At 73.8% G+C, this 22,051-nt stretch carries 13 protein-coding genes; 2 read left to right on the top strand and 11 right to left on the bottom strand.

The genetic code is table 11. The features are described 5' to 3' along the window. Positions 1-34: 34 nt before the first annotated feature. Positions 35-778: a TetR/AcrR family transcriptional regulator gene (locus P3T41_RS33095; RefSeq protein WP_280694322.1), complete on the bottom strand. Its 744-nt coding sequence runs from the start codon at positions 776-778 to the stop codon at positions 35-37. 232 nt (positions 779-1,010) lie between these two features. Between P3T41_RS33095 and P3T41_RS33090 the strand changes: the two genes are divergently transcribed. Beyond that, entirely contained in the window at positions 1,011-2,024 is a 1,014-nt protein-coding gene (locus P3T41_RS33090) for a medium chain dehydrogenase/reductase family protein (RefSeq protein ID WP_280694321.1), read from the top strand. A gap of 116 nt (positions 2,025-2,140) precedes the next feature. Here the strand turns inward: P3T41_RS33090 and P3T41_RS33085 are convergent, their stop codons facing one another. The 8 genes from P3T41_RS33085 to P3T41_RS33050 form a co-directional block, all read right to left on the bottom strand. Continuing rightward, positions 2,141-3,211, bottom strand: a complete 1,071-nt coding sequence (locus P3T41_RS33085) for an alkene reductase (RefSeq protein WP_280694304.1) — start codon at positions 3,209-3,211, stop codon at positions 2,141-2,143. 58 nt (positions 3,212-3,269) lie between these two features. Next, positions 3,270-4,202 (bottom strand): pseudouridine-5'-phosphate glycosidase, encoded by a 933-nt coding sequence (locus P3T41_RS33080; RefSeq protein WP_280694303.1) that lies wholly within the window; start codon positions 4,200-4,202, stop codon positions 3,270-3,272. Further along, positions 4,199-5,191 carry a DMT family transporter gene (locus P3T41_RS33075; protein ID WP_280694302.1) on the bottom strand — a complete coding sequence of 331 codons (993 nt, stop codon included), beginning with the start codon at positions 5,189-5,191 and terminating at the stop codon, positions 4,199-4,201. The genes P3T41_RS33080 and P3T41_RS33075 overlap by 4 nt, the downstream gene beginning before the upstream one ends. Beyond that, the gene (gene upp / locus P3T41_RS33070) at positions 5,188-5,853 is read right to left on the bottom strand and encodes a uracil phosphoribosyltransferase (RefSeq protein WP_280694320.1); all 666 of its coding nucleotides are present in this window, start codon (positions 5,851-5,853) and stop codon (positions 5,188-5,190) included. The genes P3T41_RS33075 and upp overlap by 4 nt, the downstream gene beginning before the upstream one ends. Before the next feature lie 52 nt (positions 5,854-5,905). After that, a complete protein-coding gene (locus P3T41_RS33065; RefSeq protein WP_280694301.1) occupies positions 5,906-6,589 on the bottom strand; it encodes a phosphoribosylanthranilate isomerase in 684 nt (227 codons plus the stop codon). A 300-nt stretch (positions 6,590-6,889) separates the two neighbouring features. Continuing rightward, positions 6,890-8,641 carry an acyl-CoA dehydrogenase gene (locus P3T41_RS33060; RefSeq protein WP_280694300.1) on the bottom strand — a complete coding sequence of 584 codons (1,752 nt, stop codon included), beginning with the start codon at positions 8,639-8,641 and terminating at the stop codon, positions 6,890-6,892. Next, a complete protein-coding gene (locus P3T41_RS33055; RefSeq protein WP_280694299.1) occupies positions 8,638-14,589 on the bottom strand; it encodes a type I polyketide synthase in 5,952 nt (1,983 codons plus the stop codon). Before P3T41_RS33055 ends, P3T41_RS33060 begins: the two co-directional genes overlap by 4 nt. After that, positions 14,586-16,448 carry a methyltransferase gene (locus P3T41_RS33050; RefSeq protein ID WP_280694298.1) on the bottom strand — a complete coding sequence of 621 codons (1,863 nt, stop codon included), beginning with the start codon at positions 16,446-16,448 and terminating at the stop codon, positions 14,586-14,588. The genes P3T41_RS33055 and P3T41_RS33050 overlap by 4 nt, the downstream gene beginning before the upstream one ends. Positions 16,449-16,614: 166 nt before the next feature. On the opposite strand from P3T41_RS33050, the gene P3T41_RS33045 reads away from it, so the two are divergent. After that, positions 16,615-16,815, top strand: coding sequence for a hypothetical protein (locus P3T41_RS33045; protein ID WP_280694297.1), 201 nt, complete (start codon positions 16,615-16,617; stop codon positions 16,813-16,815). 36 nt (positions 16,816-16,851) lie between these two features. Here the strand turns inward: P3T41_RS33045 and P3T41_RS33040 are convergent, their stop codons facing one another. Beyond that, positions 16,852-18,243, bottom strand: a complete 1,392-nt coding sequence (locus P3T41_RS33040) for a hypothetical protein (RefSeq protein WP_280694296.1) — start codon at positions 18,241-18,243, stop codon at positions 16,852-16,854. 321 nt (positions 18,244-18,564) lie between these two features. After that, positions 18,565-22,047 carry a beta-ketoacyl synthase N-terminal-like domain-containing protein gene (locus tag P3T41_RS33035; RefSeq protein ID WP_280694295.1) on the bottom strand — a complete coding sequence of 1,161 codons (3,483 nt, stop codon included), beginning with the start codon at positions 22,045-22,047 and terminating at the stop codon, positions 18,565-18,567. Positions 22,048-22,051 lie beyond the last annotated feature (4 nt).

The raw sequence follows: 22,051 nt of genomic DNA, 5'->3' as shown, positions 1-22,051 counted from the left end.
GGAGTCGGCCTCTGCCTACCGCCGACCACTCCCGCTACGCCCGTGAGTCGCCGGGCGGCCCGAGCTCGCCCGGGTGCGGGTGCTGTGCCTGGTGGATGAGGCCGTCGACCTCCGCCTGGTAGAGCAGGGCGGGGTCGACGCCGGTGGAGGTCAGGTGGTGGCCCAGTTCCAGGCTGATCACTCCGTGCAGCCTGGTCCAGCAGAACAGACCCAGGGCGAGGACCCGCGGGGGGAGGTCGGGCAGGGCGGTGCGTGCGGCCCAGGCGCGGATCTGGTCGACGAGGCGGTGGTCATCGAGGCCCTGGGCCGGGCCGTCGGCCGCGGCGCCGGCGAGCGGGGCGAGGGCGCTCAGCAGGGCGACCATGCTGCGCGAGGCCGCGGGGATGGTGCGGTCGGGGGCGAGGTCCTGGCCCGATCCGCTGGTGGTCTGGAAGATCAGCCGGTAGGCGTTCGGGTGCTCCAGCGCCCAGGACCGGCAAGCCTGCGCCACCGCGGTGAATCGCCGGACCGGGGTGCCGAAGGGGCGACCGGCGGCCTCGATCTCGTCGGCCAGCGCGTCGTACACCTCGACCACGAGGTCGGCCAGCAGGGCGTCGCGGTTGTCGAAATAGCGGTAGATGGCCGCCGGCGACATGGCCATGGTGCGGGCGATGCCGTTGAGCGAGACCGCGTCGGGGCCGCCGGCCGCGATCTGCTCCATCGCCAACGCCTTGATCTCCTGCAGCGTCTGCTCGCGCCGCTGCTCGCGCCGACTCGGCCGAGCCTCCCCTGCCACCATCTGCGTCACCCGTTCACTCTGCGATTGCCTTGACATCGTAACGGCCGCTCCATACTGTGATTGGTATTAACTTTTCTATAGAGCATAGCAAAGTACCGATCACCAACAAGGAGCGTGGGCCGTGAACAGCAAGCAGACCCAACAGGCCGAGAACGCCGCGCAGGCCGCACAGGCGGCGCAGGCGGCGCAGGCGGCGCAGGCGGCGAGCCGCGAGACCGACACCGCCGTCGAGATCGTGCTGCCAGGACTGGTCGAACCGGACGGGCTGATCGTCCGCCGGCGGCCGATACCGACCGCCGCCGCGGGGCAGGCACTGATCCGCGTGGAGGCGAGCGGGGTCTCCTTCGCCGAGCAGGGGATGCGCCGGGGTCGGTATCCGGGACAGCCGAAGTTCCCCTTCGTGCCGGGCTACGACCTGGTCGGGACGGTCGCCGCGGTTGGACCTGGCGTCGACGCCGCCCTCCTCGGCACCCGGGTGGCCGCGCTCACCAAGACCGGCGGATGGACCTCGCACGCGGTGCTGGCCGCCAACACCCTGGTCCCCGTGCCGGCCGGGGTGGGACCGGCCGAGGCCGAGACCGTCGTCGTCAACGGCCTGACGGCGTGGGGGTTGCTGCACCGCAAGGCCCGGGTCCGGCGCGGCCAGACCGTCCTGGTGCACGGCGCCAACGGCGGGGTCGGCACGGTGCTCGTCCAACTCGCCCGCCACGCCGGGGTGCGGGTGATCGGCGCCGCCTCGCCGCGCCACCACGACGCGCTGCGCGCCCTCGGCGTCGAACCGGTCGACTACGCCGACCCGGACGCCCTGGTCGCCCGGGTGCGGGAGCTCGCCCCGGGCGGGGTGGACGCGGTGTTCGACAACATCGGCGGGGCCACCCTGCACCGTTCCTGGCAACTGCTGGCTCCCGGGGGCACCTTGGTCAGCTACGCCATCGCCTCCGCGACCAAGGGCACCGGCGCGCTGGCTCCCCGGTTCATCGCACTGCTCGCCCGGCTGGCCGCCTGGACCATGCTGCCCAACAAGGGACGCCGCGCCACCTTCTACCACGTCTGGAGCGGCCACCGGATGCACGCGGCCCGCTTCCGCGCCCACCTGCGCCAGGACCTGAGCACGGTCCTCGGCCTGCTCGCCGACGGCACCCTGACCGCCGAGATCGGCGCCCGCTTCCCGCTCGCCGAGGTCAGCGCGGCGATGCGGCTGGCGGAGTCGCACACCGTCCGGGGCAAGGTCGTGCTGCTTCCGTGAAGCCCGAGGACGCACGCGGCCCCGGGCACCTGGATCGGTACCCGGGGCGGCGCGTCGTCGGTGCTACAGCGCGAAGATCTCCCGGACGTCGCGCTCGGTGCCCCGGGCGGCCGACGTCACCGGCCGAGCACGGGGTAGTCGGTGTAGCCGTGCTGGTCGCCGCCGTAGAAGGTCGACTCGTCGGCCGCGTTGTAGGGGCCGTCGGCCTCGATCCGGGCGGGCAGGTCGGGGTTGGCCAGGAAGAGGGCGCCCAGCGACACGGCGTCGGCCAGGCCCTCGTCGAGCACCTGCTGGGCGGTCTTCGCCGTCGCGGGGAACGAGTCCGGCGTGGCGTGCGGGTTCACGATCATGTTGCCCTGCCACAGGACCCGGATCTCGCGGGTGGCCGGGCGGTTGACGATCTCGCAGACCTCCAGGAAGGCCAGCTCCGGCAGGGCCGGGATCAGCGCGGCGTACAGCGCCTCGGTGTCGCCCTCGGCGATGTCGTTGTAGGGGTTGGCCGGCGAGACCCGGATGCTGGTGCGCTCGTTGCCGATCGCGGCGACGACGGCCTCGGTGGCCTCGACGGTGAAGCGGATCCGGTTGGTGATCGAACCGCCGTAGCCGTCGGTGCGCCGGTTGGTGTTCTCGGCGAGGAACTGGTGCGGCAGGAACCCGTTGCCCGCGTGCAGTTCCACGCCGTCGAACCCGGCCTCGACGGCGTTGCGGGCGGCGGTGACGAAGTCCTCGATGGTGGCGGTGATCTCGGCGAGGGTCAGCTCGCGCGGGACCGGGTAGTCCTGCGGGCCGTCCGGGGTGTAGTTCTGGCCGCTGGCGGCGATCGCGGACGGGGCGACGGACTGGTGCGCGCTCTCGTACAGCGAGGGGTGGCCGATCCGGCCGGCGTGCATGAGCTGGGCCACGATCCGGCCGCCCTTGGCGTGCACGGCATCGGTGACGGCCCGCCAGCTGCGCACCTGCTCGGGCTCGTGCAGGCCGGGCGAGTTGAGGTAGCCCTGGCCGACCTGGGAGGGCTGGATGCCCTCGGTGATGATCAGGCCGGCCGAGGCGCGCTGGCTGTAGTACTCGGCCATCAGCTCGGTGGCGTTGCCGCGCGGCGTGGCCCGGTTGCGGGACATCGGCGCCATCACGAGCCGGTTCTTCAGGGCGATCTTGCCGAAGGTGGCGGAATCGAACAGCGAGGTCATCTGAGTACGCCTTCTCGAACGGTGGGTGCAGGAAGCGGTGGGTGCGGGAAGCGGTGGGTCAGGACTGGTCGGACAGGTGGCGGGTGTAGGCGGCGGCCAGCCGCCCGCCGACCTCGGCCGTCGAGATGAGGACCGCCATGTTGGCCTGCGCGGTGCGGCCGCCGGTGGCCCGGTCGACCGCGTGCATCAGGTACTTCGTCAGGCCCTGGCCGGTGACGCCGTCCCGCTCGGCCTGGGCGAGCGCGTCGTCGATGGCTGCCTCGGCCACGGCCGGGTCGACCGCGTCCTCGTCGCGCGGCGGCGCGGTGATCACCACGCCACCGGGGTGCCCGGCGGCCCAGTGGGTGCCGACCACCTTGGCGATCTGGTCCTCGTCGTCGATCCGGTGGGGTGAGCGGATGCCGCTGGACGCGCAGTAGAACGCGGGGAAGTCATCCGACCCGTAGGAGATCACCGGCACGCACTGGGTCTCCAGGTACTCCATCGTCAGCTTCAGGTCGAGGATCATCTTCGCGCCGGCGCAGACCACCGCGACCTTCGAGCGGGTGAGCTGGATCAGGTCCGAGGAGATGTCCATGGTGGTCTCCGCTCCCCGGTGCACCCCGCCGAGCCCGGCGGAGGAGAAGAACGGGATGCCGGCCAGCTCGGCGGCGACGAGCGAGGAGGCGACGGTGGTCGCGCCGCGGCCACCGCCGGCCAGCACCACGGGCAGGTCGCGGCTGGAGACCTTGGGGATCCCGGCCTGGGAGGCGAACCGCTCGATGTCGGGGCCGGTCATGCCGACCCGGATCGCGCCGTCCTCGATGCAGATCGTCGCCGGGACCGCGCCGCCCTTCCGGACGGCGGCCTCGACCTGCTGCGCGGTCTCGGCGTTGTGCGGGTACTTCAGGCCGTGCGTGATGACGTTGGACTCCAACGCCACCACCGGGCGGCGCTCGTGCAGCGCCTCGCGGACCTCTTCGCTGTAGACGATCGCGATGGTGGTGCTCATCGGATTCCCTCGGTCGGAACGGGTGGGGTGGTGGTGCCGCCCGTGGGACTCTGCTGGAGCGGCGCGGGCTGTGCTGCAGGCTCCGTCGCGGGCTGCGGCGCACCGGGCCGCGCGGCCCGGCCACGGCGGGGCTGGGCGATGACCACGGCGCCGATCACGGCGACCCCGCCGAGCAGTTGGAGCGGGCGCAGCGACTGGTGCAGGAACAGGTACCCGAGGACGGTCGCGCACAGCGGCGAGGCGAACGAGAGGAACGAGGCCGCCAGCGCGGGCAGTCGGGCCAGGCCGCGGAACCAGAGGGCGTAGGCGATCAGCGCCCCGATGATGCCCAGGTAGGCGAAGCCGCCGATGTTCTTCCAGCTGAGGTGGTCGGGCAGGGTCTCGGTGGCCAGGGTGATCGGCAGCAGCAGGACACCGCCGACGGTGAGCTGCCAGCCGGTGAAGGTCAACACGGTGACGCCCTCGGGCCGGCCCCAGCGCTTGACCAGCACGATGCCGGAGGCCATGCAGAGCGCGCCGAGCAGACCGGCCACCACCCCGATGCCGTCCAGGCCGGCCTTCGGTTCGAGCACCAGCAGCGCGACCCCGACCGCGCCCAGCACGCAGGAGACGATGTGCTGGGGCAGGATCTTCTCGCGCAGCAGCACGGCGCCGAGCAGCAGCACGATCATCGGCTGGATGCTCATCACCAGCGCCGCCACCCCGCCGGGCAGGTGGTAGGCGGCCAGGAAGAGGAAGTAGAAGAACGCGCCGATGTTCAGCACGCCGAGCACCACCGCCCGCCACCACCAGATGCCCTTGGGCAGCACCCGGGTGAACCCCAGCAGGATCAGCCCGGCCGGCAGGGCGCGCAGGGTGGAGGCCAGCAACGGCTTGTCGGACGGCAGGAACTCGGTGGTGATCAGGTAGGTCGACCCCCAGACGAGGGGGGCGAGCGCGGTGACGGCGGAGGTGGTCGCGAGACGCTGACTGCTCAGCTGATTGCTCATTTCACGGCTCCGGAATCCGTGGTGCCGAAGAACCGGTCACCGAAGTCACCGATTCCGGGGATCATGAACGCGTGCTCGTTGAGCCGGTCCTCGATCGCACTGGTGACGAGCTGCACCCCGGGCCGCTCGACGAGGACCCGTCGCAGCCCCTCGGGTGAGGAGAGGAAGTTGATCATGATGATCTTCTCCTCCGGCACGCCCGCCTCCAGCAGCACGTCGATGGCCGCCAGCGCCGAGCCGCCGGTGGCCAACATCGGCTCCAGCAGCAGCACATGGCCCTCGGCGATGTCGTCGGGCAGCTCCTTGTAGTACAGCCGCGGCAACTTGGTCCGCTTGTCGCGCTGGATGAGGATCTTGCCGATCCGGATGCCCCGTTCGACCTCCAGCAGTTCGCCTTCCATCGCCTCGCCGGCCCGGATCACCGGCACCGCGCACACCTTGGTCCCGAACTCCAGCCCCGGGTACGTGGCGCCCGCCGGGGTGGTGACCTCCCGCTGCTCGAACGGCAGCAGGTCCATCCCGGCTTCGAGCAGATGGCGGATGATGCGCCGCGAGTAGAACCGGAAGTCCTCCTGCGTGCACTCCCTGTCGCGGATGATCGTATGCATGACGCGGAGCTCGTTCGTCTGCGGGAGCAGATGGACGTGCTGTTCGGCGCTCACGGCTTTACCTCCTCGGTGGTCGAGATCGCGACTTGACGGAACACCGAGCGGATCAGCCGATCTCGGCGAAGGCACCGCGCGCCTCCGCGATGAACTTGACGACCTTTGCACGGTCCTTGCGGCCGTCCGGGCCCTCGAGCCCGGTGTGGGCATCGATGGCGGCGGGCCGGACGGCGCGGATCGCGTCGGCGACGTTCTCGGGATTCAGGCCGCCCGCCAGCATCAGCGGCTTCGGGGAGCGGCGGACCAGTTCGGCGGAGACGTTCCAGTCGTGAGTCAGGCCGGTGGCGCCCTTGGCGCCGGTCTTCGGGTCGAAGGTGTCCGTGATGTACATGTCGACGAACGGGTGGGTGTCGTCGACGAGTTGGAGCAGCTCGTCGAGGTTGTCCGCCTTGACCACCAGCGACTTCAGCACGAACAGCTCGGGACGCAGCTCCTTGAGCCGGCTCAACTGCTCGGTCGCCACCTCACCGTGCAGCTGGACCGCGACGACGCCGAGCTCGGAGCAGAAGTCGCTGACCTCCTGAGCATCCGTCAGATAGCTGATCAGCACGCCCGCGTGCGGAGCCTCGAGTCCCTTGATGATCAGGGCGGCATCCTGCTCGGCGATGTCATCCCGGCCGGACGGCAGGCGCAGCGCGAAGCCGATCCAGTCCGCCCCCTCGCCGATGACCATCTCGGCCTCGTCGGCATCGATGATCCCGGCGACCTGAACGAGCTTGTTGACGGTGGTCATGAAGGTTCCCCAGTCAGTGGAATGTGAAGCGGCGACGGGCAGGCGAAAGCCGCCCCCCACCGCTCCGGAGCACGTCGGCGCGCGCAGGCCTGGCCGACACGGGTCGGCACACGGTCCCCTACGTTCGCCCCCGATTCGACGTCAAACGTTCCGATATCGAGAGACTACGAAGAGATTGCCCGGATCTCAGCCTCCGGCGGCTACACGGGCTGGACTACGCCACGTTGGTGCACGGTGGACCGGTTCAGGCGTCGGGTTCCGGGCGTCAGGGGGCAGGGGTCAGAGGTCAGGGGTCAGAGGTCAGGTCAACGCCTCGACGTAGTCCGGCGCGGCGAGCGGACCCAGCAGGGCGGCTCGGGGCGTCGCCATCAACTCGACCAGTTCGCCGACTCGGGGCAGCAGGCGCCGACACAGCGCGTCGAGCCGGTCCGGCAGCGCTCGGGCCTGAGCGGGGGTCAGCAGTCCCTCGGTCAGGAACCAGCCGACGTTCACGGAGACCTCCTCCAGCGCGCCGTACCGGCCGAGGTCGCGCAGCAACGCTCCAGCCGGGGCCTCGGCGGCCTCCAAGGCAGCGGTTTCCAGGGTCTCGGCGGTGGTGCGGGCCAGGTGGGCCTCGGCGAAGAGCAGCGCCAGGCCCGAGTGGTCGTCCCAGGCCTGGGTGGGCGCCACACCCGCGTCCTCGGAGGCACTCAGACGGTCCGTCAACTGGGCGTGCAGCAAACGTTCGCGAGCCCGGAAGAGGGCGCAGAATTCCTCCTCCTCGGCCTCGTTCTCGGCCGGCGGACGGTAGGCGAGCGATTCGGCCATGGCCCGGGCGGCGTCCAGCAGGATCAGCCGGTTGTCGCCGCCCGCCGAGTGGAAAGCCATGGTCAACGCCTGATACTCGATCAACCGGTTCTCCGAGAAGAAGCCGAGCGCACCGGCCGCCGAGCGGCAGCGGGCCACCGCCTGGTCGGCGAGCCGGTCGACGCCCGCCTTGGTCAGCGCGAGTCCGCGCATCACCTCGGCCGGCGGGCCGCTGCCCCGGCCACCACCCGGGGGGATCCGCCAGCAGGCCGCCGTCGCCCGGCGAGCCAGCACGGTGGCCGTCTGCGCGGCAGCGGCCGCACCGAACAACAGCCTTTGTTGGTGCAGGAGTTCGAGGGCCGGCCGGTCGCCGGCCGCTCGGTCGGTGGTGATTCGCCGCAGGGCGTGTGACAGGGAGATGGCAACGGCCGCCCGGGCGGCCGCGGCGAGCCCGGCGGTGACCGCACCCCAGGCGAAACGGCTCATCGCCAGACTGCGGCGGGTGCGCTGCTCCGGCCCGCCGGTCGGATCGTGGAAGCCGCCGTCGGCCTCGAAGCCTGCGCCGTCGGCCAGCCAGCGGTGACCGGGCACCCGGACGCCGTCGAACCGCACGGTGGCGTAGTCCAGCGGCAGCAGCGCGGTGGGCGGGCGGCGCCCGATGGTCACCCCGGCCGCCGGCCCGTGCTCGTCCCTGAGCGCCACCAGGAAGAGGAAGACGCCCCGATCAGTGCCGTCCACCCGCAGCCGGGCGCTCACCACCGCGAGCCGGGAGAGCCCCTGTTCCCCCACGTTGGGCGGGTACTTGGCCGCCCCGGCCGCCGGCGTGTGCAGCACGAACTCGCCGCTCGCCCGGTCCAGGACGGCTTCGGTCCGGATGCCGGCGCTGCTGTTGCCCCGGCCCAGCTCCGTCATCAAGGCCGCACCGATCGAGCGGCCCTGGGCGAGCTCGGCGACGTCGGCGGCGAGCGCGCCGTAGTCCAGCGCTGCACCGATGGTCATGCAGTGGTGCAGGAACATCACGTGGAACAGCCGGGGATCGGCGGCGGCGGTGACTTCGAGCAGCGCTCTCAGCCTGGCCTGGTCGGTGGCCAGCAGGGCTTCGCCGCCGCCGAGTTCAGCGGTGATGCGGCGCAGCGCCGGATAGGGCGAGACGTCGGGGCGACCGGCGCCGGCCCGCAGGATCGCGACGGCCAGGGCGTCACGGTCAGCGGCGTCGCGATCAGCGGCGTGGCGATCGGCGGCGTCGCCGTCGAGGTCGGTGCTCACGGGGCGGGCTCCTCGGGGAGGGTGGGACCACCCGGCGGCCCGGCGGCGGCCCAGGAGTCGATCTCCCGGGCCACCAGGGCCGCGTGCTCGGTCAGCATGGTGAAGTGGTCGCCCGGAACGTCGGCCCGGACGTGCGGAAGTGCCCACGAGGTGAGGGCGCCGACTCCGTCCAACGGCCGTTCGGCCCGGACCAGCAGGGTCCGCGTGGACACCGCGCCAGGGGTGCGGCCGTCCAGCAGCCGCAGGTAGGCGCCGGTCGCGGTCAGCCGGGTCGGATTGACGGGCTCGGCGGCGAGCGCGCCGGGCCGGTCGGCCAGCAGGGCCAGGACGGCGGGCAGAGTGTCGGCCTGGAAGCCCCGGTCCGGCCAGGGCGTGTCGAGCAGCACGACACCGGCCGCCGGCCGCCCGAGTCGCTCCAGATGCTGCGCGAGCGCCTGGGCGATGAGCCCACCCGAGGAGTGGCCGCACAGCAGGACGGGCGCGGCGCCGGCGTGCCGCAGCGCACCCTCGGCATGAGCGGCGATCAGCGCAGCCAGGTCCTGTGGCACCAACTCTCCAGGGAGGAAACCAGGTTGGGGGAGCACCGCCGTCTCCCACGTGCCGAGATGGCGGGCCAGCTCCGTGTACTCGTGCGGACCTCCGGTGGGCAACACCGACGGCAGGCAGAGCAGCACGGGCGCCCGTCGGTCCACCCCGGCCGCCTGACCGGCCATCCGCCCAGTCGCCTGACCGGGCAGGCGGACGGCGACCGGTGCGTGCTCGGCCGCCACGTCGCCGGCGAAGGACGGCCGCAGCCGCGAAACGGTCCGCAGCAGGTCGGCGGCGACCGTACCGAGGCCGCTGCGGCAGGCGTGGCGGTACAGGGCGTCCAGGCCGTCAGGCAGTTCGCCGTCGAGCGGCGCGCCGGTGGAGGGTGTGGCGCCGGCGGAGGCTGTGGCGGCGGCGGAGGCTGTGGCGGCGGGCCGATGGCGCCGCTCCACCAGGTGGGCGGCGAGCCGCCGGGGCGTCGGGTGGTCGAAGACGGCGGTGGCCGACAGCGCCAGACCGAGCTCACCGCCCAGCCGAGCGCGGAGTTCGACGGCGGCCATCGACCCCGCACCCAGCTCCTGGAAGGCGACGTCAGCAGGCAGCCTGGCCCCCTCGGGGTGGCCGAGCACGGCGGCCGTGTGGGCCAGCACCACGGCCAGCACATCCGGCTCGGACTCCGCCGCGTGTGGTCTCTCGGCGCCGGGCACTTCGGGTGCGGGCCCGGGCCGGCCGGTGGACCGATCGACCGTCAGCCAGTAGCGCTGCCGCTGGAACGGATAGGTCGGCAAGTCGACATGGCCGTGCTCCACCCCGGTGAACGCGGCCGCCCAGTCGACCGGTACGCCGCTGAGCTGCGCTTCCGCCGCCGACAGCAGGAACCGGTGCGGGCCGTCCGCCGCCCGGCGCAGGGTGGCGACCGCCGCCGCGGTGATACCGGCGGCCTCCGCCGTCTCCTCGACGGCCTGGACCAGCACCGGGTGCGGGCTGATCTCGACGAACCTGCGGTGGCCCCGTTCCAGCAGGGCCCGGACCGTATCGTGCAGCCGGACCGGCTGCCGCAGGTTGCGGTACCAGTACTCGGCGTCCAGGCGGGTGGTGTCCAGCGGGCCCGGTTCGAACGCGCCGACCGGCCCGAGCGGTTCGAGCGCCCCGACCGTGGAGAAGAACGGCACGCTGCCCGGGCGGGCGACGATGCCGGCCAGGCTCCCGGCCAACTCCGCCGCCAACTCTTCGACCGCCGCGGAGTGCGAGGCGTACCTGACCGGCAGCACCCGGGCCGGGACGCCCCGCCCGGTGAGCTCGGCGACCAACTCCTCGACGTCCTCGACGCCGCCGGCGATCACGGTGGACCGTGGCGAGTTCTCCGCCGCCACCGCCAGACCGGGGCGCCGGGCCAGCAGGCCGCCGACCTCCCGGGCGGGCAGGCCCACCGCCGCCATCCGGCCGGGCGCCAACCGCCGCACCGCCCGCGCGCGGACCGCCACCACCCGGGCCGCGTCCGCCAGCGTGAGCGCGCCGGACACGTGGGCGGCGGCGATCTCGCCCTGGCTGTGCCCCACCACCGCGTCCGGGTGGACGCCGAAGGAGCGCCAGAGCGCGGCGAGCGAGACCATCACGGCGAAGAGCGCCGGCTGGGCGACGTCGTCGCGCGTCAGCGGGGGCGCGTCGGGTTCGGCGCGCAGCACCGCCCCGAGCGAGAAGTCGACGTGCGGCGCGAACGCCCGCTCGCACTGCGCGATGGAGTGGGCGAAGGCCGGGAAGGCGTCCAGCAGGTCGGCGGCCATGCCGGGCCACTGCGCGCCCTGGCCGGGGAACACGAAGACCGTCCGGCCCTCTCCCGCGCCGCCTGTCTCTCCCGCACTGCGTCCCTCCCCCGCGCTGCGGACCTGGACCACGTCCGCCGACCAGTGCCCTGACGCGACAGCGGCCAGCCCGGCCCGCAGGCCGTCCCGCTCCCGCCCGACGACGACAGCCTGGTGCTCGTAGCAGGGCCGCGACCGGACCAGAGCGGCCCCGACCGCGGCCGGAGCGGGGGCCGGATCCGTCCCGATGGCCGCGGCGAGCCGCACCGCCGCCGCGCGCAGCGCCTCGGGGCTGCGCGCCGACAGGACCCAGGGCACCGGCCGGCCCGCCCGCGCCCCCGACACCGCCGGCGCAGGCGCAGGCGGACTCGACGGCGCAGGCGGCTCGGCGAGGATCACGTGGGCGTTGGTCCCGCTGATCCCGAAGGCCGAGATCCCGGCGCGCCGCGGCCGGACCGAGCCGGGCCAGGGCCGCGCCGCGTGCAGCAGCCTCACGGCCCGGGTCACTTCGCCGGCCGACGGGTCGGTCGGCAGGGCGGCCCCGTCGACGTGAAGGGTGCGGGGCAGCAGCTCGTGCCGCAGCGCGAGCACCATCTTGATCAGCCCCGCGGCCCCGGCCGCCGCCTGGGTGTGGCCGAGATTCGACTTCACCGACCCGAGCCGCAGCGGGCGTTCGGGTGCCCGGTCCGGACCGAACACGGCGGTCAGCGCGCCCGCCTCGACCCGGTCGCCCAGCGGAGTGCCGGTACCGTGCGCCTCCACGACATCGATCTGATCCGGCGTCAGACCCGCGTCGGCCAGGGCCAGCTGGATCACCTGCTGCTGGGCGGGCCCGCTGGGTGCGGTGAGCCCGTTGCTGGCACCGTCCTGGTTCACCGCGGACCCGGCGACCACCGCGAGCACCGGGTGGCCGTGCGCGCGGGCGTCCGAGAGCCGCTCCAGGACCAGCACCGCGGCCCCCTCCCCCCAGCCCGCGCCGTCGGCGTCGGCGGCGAAGGCCTTGCACCGCCCGTCGGAGGCCAGCGCCCGCTGCCGGGCGAAGTCGACGAAGGAGGCCGCGGTGGCCATCACCGTCGCCCCGCCGGTGATGGCGAGGTCCACCTCGCCACGGCGCAGCGCCTGGACGGCGAGATGGAGGGCGACCAGGGAGGAGGAGCAGGCGGTGTCCACGGTGAGGGCCGGCCCGGTCAGCCCGAGCAGGTAGGCGAGCCGCCCGGACGCCACGCTCGAAGCGTTGCCGGTGAGCAGTTGGCCGTCGTAGAGCTCGGGTGCCTCGGTCAGCCGCGGCGCGTAGTCGGCGGCCATCAGGCCCAGGTACACCCCGGCCGCCGTGCCGCGCAGGGTCGCGGGGTCGATCCCCGCCCGCTCCAGCGCCTCCCAGCCGGTTTCGAGCAGCAGGCGCTGCTGCGGGTCCATGCCCAGCGCCTCGCGTGGCGAGATGCCGAAGAAGGCGGCGTCGAAGGCGCCGGCGTCGGCGAGGAAGCTGCCGCCGCGCGCGGTGGTGCGACCTGCCCTGCCCGGCTCCGGGTGGTGGAGCCGGTCGAGGTCCCAGCCCCGGTCCGTGGGGAAGCCGCCGACCGTCTCCCGGCCCTCGGCGAGCAGCCGCCAGAGGTCCTCGGGTGAGTCGACCCCGCCGGGGAAGCGGCAGCCGATACCGGTGATCACGACCGGATCAGCGCCGGACTCCGGGCCTGGGGACCCCGCCGGGGAGACGGAGGAGGCCGGGGACGGGTCGGGTCCGGCCGCCGCGAGGATGTGCCGGGCCAGCTCCCGAGGGGACGGGTGGTCGAACGCCGCGGTGCTCGGCAGCGGCCGTCCGGTCAGGTCGGCGAGCCGCGCCGCTAGCCGGACAGCGCCGGCGGAGTCCAGGCCCAGCTCCCGGAACGGCGTTCGCGGGCCGGCCCCGCCGTCCGCCGGTGGCACACCCTCGGCCGGCCGCCCGGTGACTGCGGCGACCTCGGCCTCGACCATCGCGAGCACGGCGTCCAGGCTCGCCGAAGCAGGCGGAGCGGGGCGCGCCGGCGCACCGCCCTCCAGCAGTGGGGCGAGCCGCCCCCGCGCCACCTTGCCGGTCGGCGTCACCGGGATCCGGTCGACGATCAGCAGCTCCAACGGCCACTTGTACGGGGCGACCCCGGCGCCGGCCAACCAGGCGTGCACCTGCGCGAGTTCCAACGTGCACCCGGCGCGGAGCTCGGCCAGCAGCACCGGGTACTCGCCGAGCCGGTCGTCGGGCCGGGCGGCCACCGCGAGGGCCTGCGGCTGGGGCAGGCCGCCGAGCACCGTCTCGACCTCCGAGGCGGTGAACTTCAGCCCGCCCACGTTGATCAGCTCGGCGTGCCGGCCCCGGTAGCCGAAGGTGCCGTCCGGGTCGCGCCGGGCGCGGTCGCCGGTGCGCAGCCAGCCGTCCGGGGTGAAGGCCGCGCGGGTGGCCTGCGGATCGTCGAGGTAGCCGCGGAACAAGGACGGGCCGCGGTACTGGAGTTCACCGGTCTCCCCGTCGCCGCACGGTGTGCCGTCCGGTCCGGCCACTCGGGCCCGGGCGCCGGGGAGCGGCCGGCCGATGCTGCCGGCCGCCACCTCGGGCGGGTCGTCCGGTCCGGTGACGGTGCCCGCGCCCAGCTCGGACATGCCCCACTGCACGACCGTTCGTGCACCGAGCACCTCGCGGATCCGGGTGACCAGTTCGGCGGGCACGGCCGCGCCGCCGGTCCTGACCTCCCGCAGGGTGCTCGAGACGACGCCGCCCGCCCGCACCAGGTCACGCAACTGCGCGGGCACGGCGAACAGCACGCTCGCGCCGCCGGCCCCGGCCAGCCGCCCGAAGGCGGCCACGTCCCAGCGCGGCAGCAGCGCCTGCCGCCCGCCGGTGAACAGGCTGAGGTGGACGGAGAGCAGGCCGAAGAGATGGCTGAACGGGCTGGCGCTGACCAGCACGTCGTCCGCGGCGGCCCGGCCGTACTCGGCGACCGCCGCGGCGTTGGCGAGCAGGCCACCGTGCGCGTGCAGGCAGAGTTTGGGCCGCGCGGAGGTGGTGCCGGAGGACGGCATCAGGACGAAGGGGAGGTCCGGCGTCACCACCGTCGGCCTCGGCCGGGCACCGAGGTGCCGGCGGATCAGTTCGGCGAGGTCCCCGGCGCCCGACTCCGGCCCGACCAGCAGCAGCCGTTCGAGCGGCGGCGGCCCGGCCGGCGGGCGGGGCTCGGGGGCGCCACCCGGGGTCGCGGGCTCGGCCACCCGCACCAGGGCCCTGGCCCGCGCCCGGGCCAGCAGCGAGGCGACCTCCCGCTCCCCCAGGGCCAGGTGCAACGGGAGCAGCACCGCGCCGAGCTCGGCCACCGCCACGTGGGTGACCAGGAACTCCCAGCAGTTGGGCAGTTGGACGGCCACCACGTCGCCGACACCGATGCCGTACTGCTGGAGGCCGGCGGCCAGCGCGGACGACTCGGCCCGCCACCGGGACCAGCTGTACGCGCGGCCGCCGCCGTGCACCGCGACCGCCTCGCCGAGCCGGCCGGCCACCGCGTCGAAGAGTGCGGGCAGGGTTGCGGTCAGCGTGGAGCGTTGGGCCGTCTCATCGGGAACCTCGACGAGGTAGTCCCCGGTGATCACGGTCACGCGGCCGCCGTCGCCGGGTCGCCGTCGCCCGCGGCCGTCGCCAAGTCCCCGTCGTCCGGCCCGCGGCGGGCCCGGAGCAGGAAGCCGTCCAGCGGCAGCGGGCTGACGGCCACCAGGGACAGGCCCGCCGCCGCCAGCAGCCGCCGGTAGTGGTCGGCGGTCCGCTCCCGGCCGCCCACGTTGCAGAGCATGTGCACGTCCCAGGCGACCGCCAGCGAGACACCCTGGTCCGGCGCCGCTCCGTCCTCCTCGGGCAACAGCCGTTCCACCAGCAGAAGTTCGGCGTGCTCGGGCATCGCTGCCACGCAGCGCCGCAGGATCTCCACGCAGCGCGCGTCGTCCCAGTCGTGCAGCACCCGCGAGAGCAGGTAGCTGTCGCCGCCACCGGGCACCGCCCGGGTGAAGTCGCCGACCACCACCTCGCACCGGTCGAGCAGCCCGGCGGCAGCCAGCCGGTCCCGAGCGGCCGCCGCGGCGTGCTCGCGTTCCAGCAGGACGCCTCGGGCGTGCGGGGCGGCGGTCAGCACCCGGGCGAGCAACGCACCGTCACCACCGGCCACATCGACGACCGTCCGGGCGCCGGACGCGGCCACCGCCTCGGCCACCGGGGCGAACATCGGGGCGCTGGCGGCCATCGCGCCGTCGAACAGGGCGGCCAGGGTGGTGTCTTGGGCGAAGTGCTCGAAATGGCCCTGGCCGAAGACGTGCTGGAACGCCTCCTGTCCGGTGCGCACCGAGTACACCAACTCGCCGAAGGAGCGGTAGAAGGGGCCGCCGTAGAGCAGCGCGAGCGGGCGCAGGCTGTGCGCGGCGTCGGCGCGCAGCGGCACGCCGAGCGGCCCGAGCCGGTAGGCGGGGGTACCGGTGTCCGGCACGGCAGTTTGCTCCTCCGGCGCCGCGGCCCCATCCTCCGGTACCGGTACCGGTACCGGTGCCGGTTCCGCAGCCGCGATCCGCAGCGCCGCGAGGTGCCGCAGCAGCCGGCCCAGCGCGTCCGGATCCGTCCCGGTCCGGTGGGCCAACTCCGTTGCGTGCAGCGCCGGTCCGTCGCCCGGCGGCAGTGCGTCGACGATGCCGAGCGCAGCCGCCGTGGCGATCGTCTGGGTGGTCCAGGCGCCGGTCATCAGCTCCAGCAACCGCCGCTCCGGCTCGGGGGCCCGGGCCCGCAGGTGGGCGGCCAGCACGGCGGGGTGGCAGCCTCGGGCGTGCAGTTCCAGCCGCCGGTGTCGGACCCGCTCCCCCGCCCTCGGACCGGGCGCGCCGCTGCGGAAGTAGAGGACGGTGCCGTCCTCGTGGGCGTTGTAGCCGCCGCCGTCGGGCAGCAGCTCCCCCCGGTCCACCAGCAGTGCCCGCAGCCCGTGCAGCACGACACCGTCCGGCCGGGTCACCCGGAGCGCGAGGTGGGCCTCGTTGGCTTCGGCCCGTTCCCGCTCGGCGACCCGATCGAGGCCCGATCCCGCCGGCACCGCCACGGCGAATATCTCCAGCTCCCGCGCGCTCCCGTCGGCCGCGGCGACCGGGGCCCGCAGGATGTCGACCTCCAGTCGCGCCGGGTCCAGGCCGTAGCGCTCGGCCAGTCGCTGCCGGACCACCACGCTCGGGGCCGGCTCGCCGACCGGCAGGCCCCAGGAGCGAAGCGCCTCGGGCAGTCGGTCGGGCGAGCGGGTGAAGACCGCGACCGCCGCGTGGATCAGCGTGCAGTGCGCCGCCAGATCGGCGCGCTCCGCCGAGGCGACGGCCGGCAGCAGCTCGGTGAGGACGTCCGTGAGGTCGGCGGAGCGGATGAGCTCGGTGGCCTCGGCGACCATCGCGAGGTCCGCCGGATCGATCGCCGGTCGGCGGGATATTCGGGTTGTCATGCACCTACCTCTGTCCACTTCCACCAACGACCATGCGAGCGGGGTCCGACCCCCTGCCGGTCCTCGAGTGGCCTCGCGAAGCGCGGCGCAGGACAGGACAGGTGATGACATCGAGGAGGCAGCAGAGTAGAAGAGAAGACAGACCACCGTTTGCGTGGGAGAGACGATGAACGAGACGTTCTCGCCGGGGTCGGCGCGCCCGACGCTGGTGCCGAGTCACGTCGCCGTGGCGCCGACCCGGGGCGGTTTCGGGTGCTCGGCGCTCACCCCGACGGTCCGGGTCGGCCGGACCCGGCGGCACAAGGTGCGGCGGCGGTGCGCGGCGGCCGACCGTGGCGCGCTGTGGGTGCTGCGGCACAGCAGGTGAGGCGCCAGGTCCTGACGGGCGCGCCGGACGGGCAGCTCAGCCGTCCTCGGTACCGGTGCCGGGCTGCGGGCCTGTGCCCGGCTGCGGGTCGCTGTCGGGCTGCGGGGCAATGCCCGGCTGTGCCAGGCCCGGGCCCGGAGCCAGGAACTCGCGGATCCCGAACGCGGCCAGCACCGCGACGGCGAACCAGATGATGACCAGGCCCGTCGGATGATCCACCGTGATGAAGATCGCGGCGGCGATCAGCAGAATCGCGATCCCGATCCAGCGCTTGTGACGGCGGACGAACGGCTCGACCGGTCCGGCACGGAACCCGATCGACTCCGCGACCCGGCGAACCCCGCCGACCCCGGCGCTGCCCGCTTCACGCACGGTCGTCGCGACGCGGGACGGGCCGATCAGGAAGGCCCCGAGCGCCACGAGCATCGCCAGCACGCCGACCGACCGCACCGCCTGCCGCAGGAAGTGCACCAGCGCGTCGTAGACGGCGCCGGCCGCCGCCGGGGAGGCGTCGGTGGGCAGCTGGTCCAGGAAGTAGGAGCGGAAGACGGCCAGTGCGACCCCGAGCAGCAGCATCGCCGCCGCGATCCCGAGGGCCGCCCCGATCAGCGCTCTGCGCCGGTTCCAGGCGAGGTAGACGCCCCCGGCCGCGACCAGCACCGCGATGACCGGGAGCCAGTTGCCGAGGATCTGCAGCAGCCGGAAGCCCGACCTGATCTTGGCGATCTGCGGCGACGCGAAGACGGTGAACTGGGTGTGCACGGTCGGGATACTGCCGGCGAGCGAGAATCCCGAGCTGACCAGCTGGGCCTTCACCTGGTCGATCACCGGCCCGAGGTCGATGTTGACCTCGTTGTTCGTGAGCTGGATGGCGCCGCCGCCCTGGCCGGTGAGCGCCTTCTCGATCGAGGAGTGGGCGGCGCGGATGGCGTTGGCCCAGATCGACGCGAACGCGTCGCTGGTGACGACCCGGTCGACCGCTGCGCCGACGAGGCTGTTCAGACCGCTGCCGATCGGGCCGCTGAGCCCGTTGATCAGATTGGCGGCCTGCGGCGGGACGCCGTTCTGGGCGGCGGCCTGGGAGAGCTGGTTCACCAGGCCGGGGACGTTGATCTGCTGCACGACCACGGTGGTCACCCGGTCGGAGACCGCGGCCTGGACCTGGGGGTCGCGCGCCAGCGGCGCCATGGTGGCGACGAAGCGATCGGTGTCCGTCACCTGGTCCTGTGCCCAGACGGAGAGCACGGACAGCAGCGACAGCACCGAGGCGATGATGATCAGCAGCACCGACCCGGTGGTCCGCAGCCGGTGGTGCGATGGGGCCTCCGGTGCGGTCGTGGTCTCCAACTGGGCCACCCGCCGCCGGAGTTCCGCCAGCTCGTCATCGTTCGGGCGCTCGGACGGCGGCTCGGCACCCGTGGACGACATGGCGGACTCCCGGTTCTCGCTGTGCTCTCTGCTCACTGCGCGAATGCCCGGTCGGCCGACCGGGCATCCACCCACCAAGCAAAGCCGCGCAGCCGACCCACCACGACCGGTGATCCCCCAGCCGGGTGGCGCGGCGTCCGCCGGCTCGGAGCTGCCGATCGCGGCCCGGATCTCCCCGGGGCCGCCCGTGAATGATGGGGCAGAGTGACGTCGAGATGTCCCGAGGGGTCTTGGCGCGGCGCCAGGTCAACTGAGACTGAGCCAACCGCGCCGAGACCGTCGGTCCGGCCGCCCCCATGGGCAGCCGGACCGACGGGCAGCTCAGGCGAGGTCGTTGATGAAGGCGAACAGCTCCTCGTCCGAGGCCTCGTCGAGACCGTCGATCTCCGCCTGGTCGGCGTCGGCCGAGGCGGCCTCCGCCGCAGGCTGCTGGGCCTCGCCGAGCCGGGCGGCCAGGGCGTTCAGGCGCATCTGCAGCCGGGCCCGGGTGACGCCGTCGGGGGTGCTCGCGGCCAGCGCGGCCTCCAGCCGGTCGAGCTCCTCGGTCACCGCGCTGTCCGGGTCCTCGCCGCCGGCCAGCAGTTCCTTGCGCAGGTAGGCCGCGAGCAGGGCCGGCGTCGGCTGGTCGAAGACCAGCGAGGCGGGCAGCGACAGGCCGGTGGCATCCGCCAGGCCGTCGCGCAGCAGCACCGCCAGCAGCGAGTCCACGCCGAGGTCCTTGAACGCCTGGCCGGGCTCGATCTCCTCCGGTCCGCCGAAGCCGAGGATGAACGCCGCCTCGGTCCGGACCAGGGCGAGGACCACGCTCTCGCGCTCGAACTCGGCCATCCGCGCCAGGCGGACCGCCAGCGGGGCGTCGGCGTCGTCCGGGTCTGTCATCTCCGGCTCGGCGGCCCGGTCCGTGGTGGTGGTCGGCGCCGCCGCGGGCTGCCCTTCGTGCCGGCTCTGGAACCAGGAGGACATCGCGGGCAGCGCCGCGCTGAGCGGCTGGTCGCCGTCCAGGCCCAGGGTGGCGAGCAGCGCGGCCAGGTCCTCGCTCTGGACGGCGGCCCAGAACTGCTCGTCCACGGCGAGCGGCGCCGGCTGCTCGTCCGCTGCCTCCTCGGGCCAGAAGCGGCGGCGCTGGAAGGCGTAGGTGGGCAGGTCGACCCGGCGGGCGTCGCTGCCGGCGAAGAAGGCCGACCAGTCGACGCCGATGCCACTGGCGTGCGCCTCGGCGAGCGCCCGGATCACCGCCTGGGTCTCGGGACGGTCGCGGCGCAGCACGGGCGCGAAGATGCCGTTGCCGGCGCTCTCCTTGCCGAGTGCGGTGAGGGTGCCGTCGGGGCCCAGTTCGAGGAAGGTGCGGGTGCCCTGGCGCTCCAGGGTCTGGACGGCGTCGGCGAACCGGACGGCCTCGCGGACGTGGCGGACCCAGTACTCGGGCGAGGTCAGGTCGGCCTGCTGGTCGAGCGTGGAGACGATCGGCAGCTGCGGCGGGTTGAAGGTCAACCCCTCGGCGATGGCACGGAACTCGGCCAGCATCGGGTCCATCAGCGGCGAGTGGAACGCGTGACTGACCGTCAGGCGCTTCGTCTTGCAGCCCTCGGCGGCCAGCTCCTCGGCGACCTCCAGAACAACCGCCTCGACGCCCGAGATCACCACCGAGGTGGGCCCGTTGACGGCGGCGATGCCGATCTCGTGCTCGCGGCCGTCGAGCAGCAGCAGTACCTCGTCCTCGGTCGCCTGGACGGCCACCATCGCGCCGCCGGCCGGCAGTTGCTGCATCAGGCGGCCGCGCGCGGCGACCAGTTCGGCCGCGTCGGCGAGCGAGAGGATGCCCGCGACGTGCGCGGCGGCCAGCTCACCGATCGAGTGCCCGGCCAGGAAGTCGGGGCGCAGGCCCCAGGATTCGAGGAGGCGGAACAGCGCGACCTCGATCGCGAAGAGCGCGGGCTGGGTGTAGGCGGTCTGGTCGATCAGCGCGTCGGCGTCCTTGAGCGGCGTCGCCAGGTGCCGGTCCAGCTCCGTGCAGATCTCGTCGTAGGCAGTCGCGAACACCGGGAAAGCGCGATACAGCTCGGCGCCCATGCCCGCCCGCTGGCTGCCCTGGCCGGTGAAGAGGAAGGCCAGCTTGCCCTCGCCCGCAGTGCCCCGGACCAGTTGCCGGGCGGCCGAGCCGGACGCCAACGCCGCCAGGCCGCTGAGCAGTTCGGCACGGTCTGCGGCCACCACGACCGCGCGGCGGTCCAGCGCCGCCCGGGTGGTCGCCAGCGCGTGCGCCACCTCGTGCGCGGTGAGAGCCGGTCGGGTGTCCAGGAACTCGTGCAGCCGCGCCGCCTGGGCGCGCAGCGCCTCGTCGCTCTTGCCGGAGAGCGGCACCGGGAGCACGGCATGCGGCGAGCGCGCGGGCCCGGCGGCGGCCGTGGGGGTGTCCTCGGCGGGGGCCTGCTCCAGCACGGTGTGCGCGTTGGTGCCGCTGATGCCGAAGGAGGAGACCGCGGCCCGGCGCGGGCGTCCGGTCTCGGGCCACGGCTGGTTCTCCGTCAGCAGCGCGACCGCGCCGGCCGACCAGTCCACCTGCGGGCTCGGCTCGTCCACGTGCAGGGTGCGGGGCAGCACGCCGTGCCGCAGGGCCATCACCATCTTGATCACGCCCGCGACACCGGCCGCCGCCTGGGTGTGCCCGAGGTTGGACTTCACCGAGCCCAGCCAGAGGGGCCGGTCCTCGGGACGGCCCCGGCCGTAGGTGGCGAGCAACGCCTGGGCCTCGATCGGGTCGCCGAGCTTGGTACCGGTGCCGTGCCCCTCGACCACGTCGATCTGGTCGGCCGTCAGCCGGGCGTTGGACAGCGCTTGCCGGATCACCCGCTGCTGGGACGGGCCGTTGGGGGCGGTCAAGCCGTTGCTTGCGCCGTCCTGGTTGACCGCGCTGCCCTGGACCACGGCGAGCACCTGGTGCCCGTTGCGCCGGGCGTCGGAGAGCCGCTCGACCAGCAGCAGGCCCACGCCCTCGGCCATGTTGGTGCCGTCGGCCGCCCCGGCGAAGGACTTGCAGCGGCCGTCGGCGGCCAGCCCGCGCTGGCGGCTGAACTCGATGATGGTGCCCGGGTTGGGCATCACGGTGATGCCGCCGGCCAGCGCCAGCGTGCACTCGCCGGTGCGCAGCGCCTGCACCGCCAGGTGCAGCGAGACCAGCGAGGCCGAGCAGGCGGTGTCGACGGTGACCGCCGGGCCCTCCAGGCCGAAGGTGTAGGAGAGCCGCCCGGACATCACGCTCGCGGTGTTGCCGGTGCCCAGGTGGCCCTCGAAGTTCTCGCTCGAGCGCATCAGGACCGGGGTGTAGTCCTGCCCGTTGGTGCCGACGAAGACACCGGTGCGGCTGCCGCGCAGCGTCGTCGGGTCGATGCCGGCCCGCTCGAACAGCTCCCAGGAGGTCTCGAGCAGCAGGCGCTGCTGCGGGTCCATGGCGAGGGCCTCGCGCGGCGTGATGCCGAACAGCGCGGCGTCGAAGCCGTCGATGCCTGCCAGGAAGCCGCCCTCGCGGGTGTAGGAGGCGCCCTGCGCGTCGGGGTCCGGGTCGTACAGCCCCTCGATGTCCCAGCCGCGGTCGGTCGGGAAGCCGGAGATCGCGTCACCGCCCGAGGCGACGAACTCCCACAGCTCCTCCGGGCTCTGCACACCGCCGGGGAAGCGGCAGCTCATGGCGACGATCGCGATCGGCTCGCGGGCCTTCTCGTCCAGGTCGCGCAGTTGGGTGTGGGCCTCGTCGAGGTCCTTCAGTACCCGCTTGAGGTATTCGCGGAGCTTGTCTTCATTGGCCATCGGA

It is taken from the genome of Kitasatospora sp. GAS204B, assembly GCF_029892155.1.
Lineage (GTDB): Bacteria > Actinomycetota > Actinomycetes > Streptomycetales > Streptomycetaceae > Kitasatospora.
Note: the sequence above shows the minus strand (reverse complement) of the source record. Positions and strands in the feature narration are given on the sequence as shown.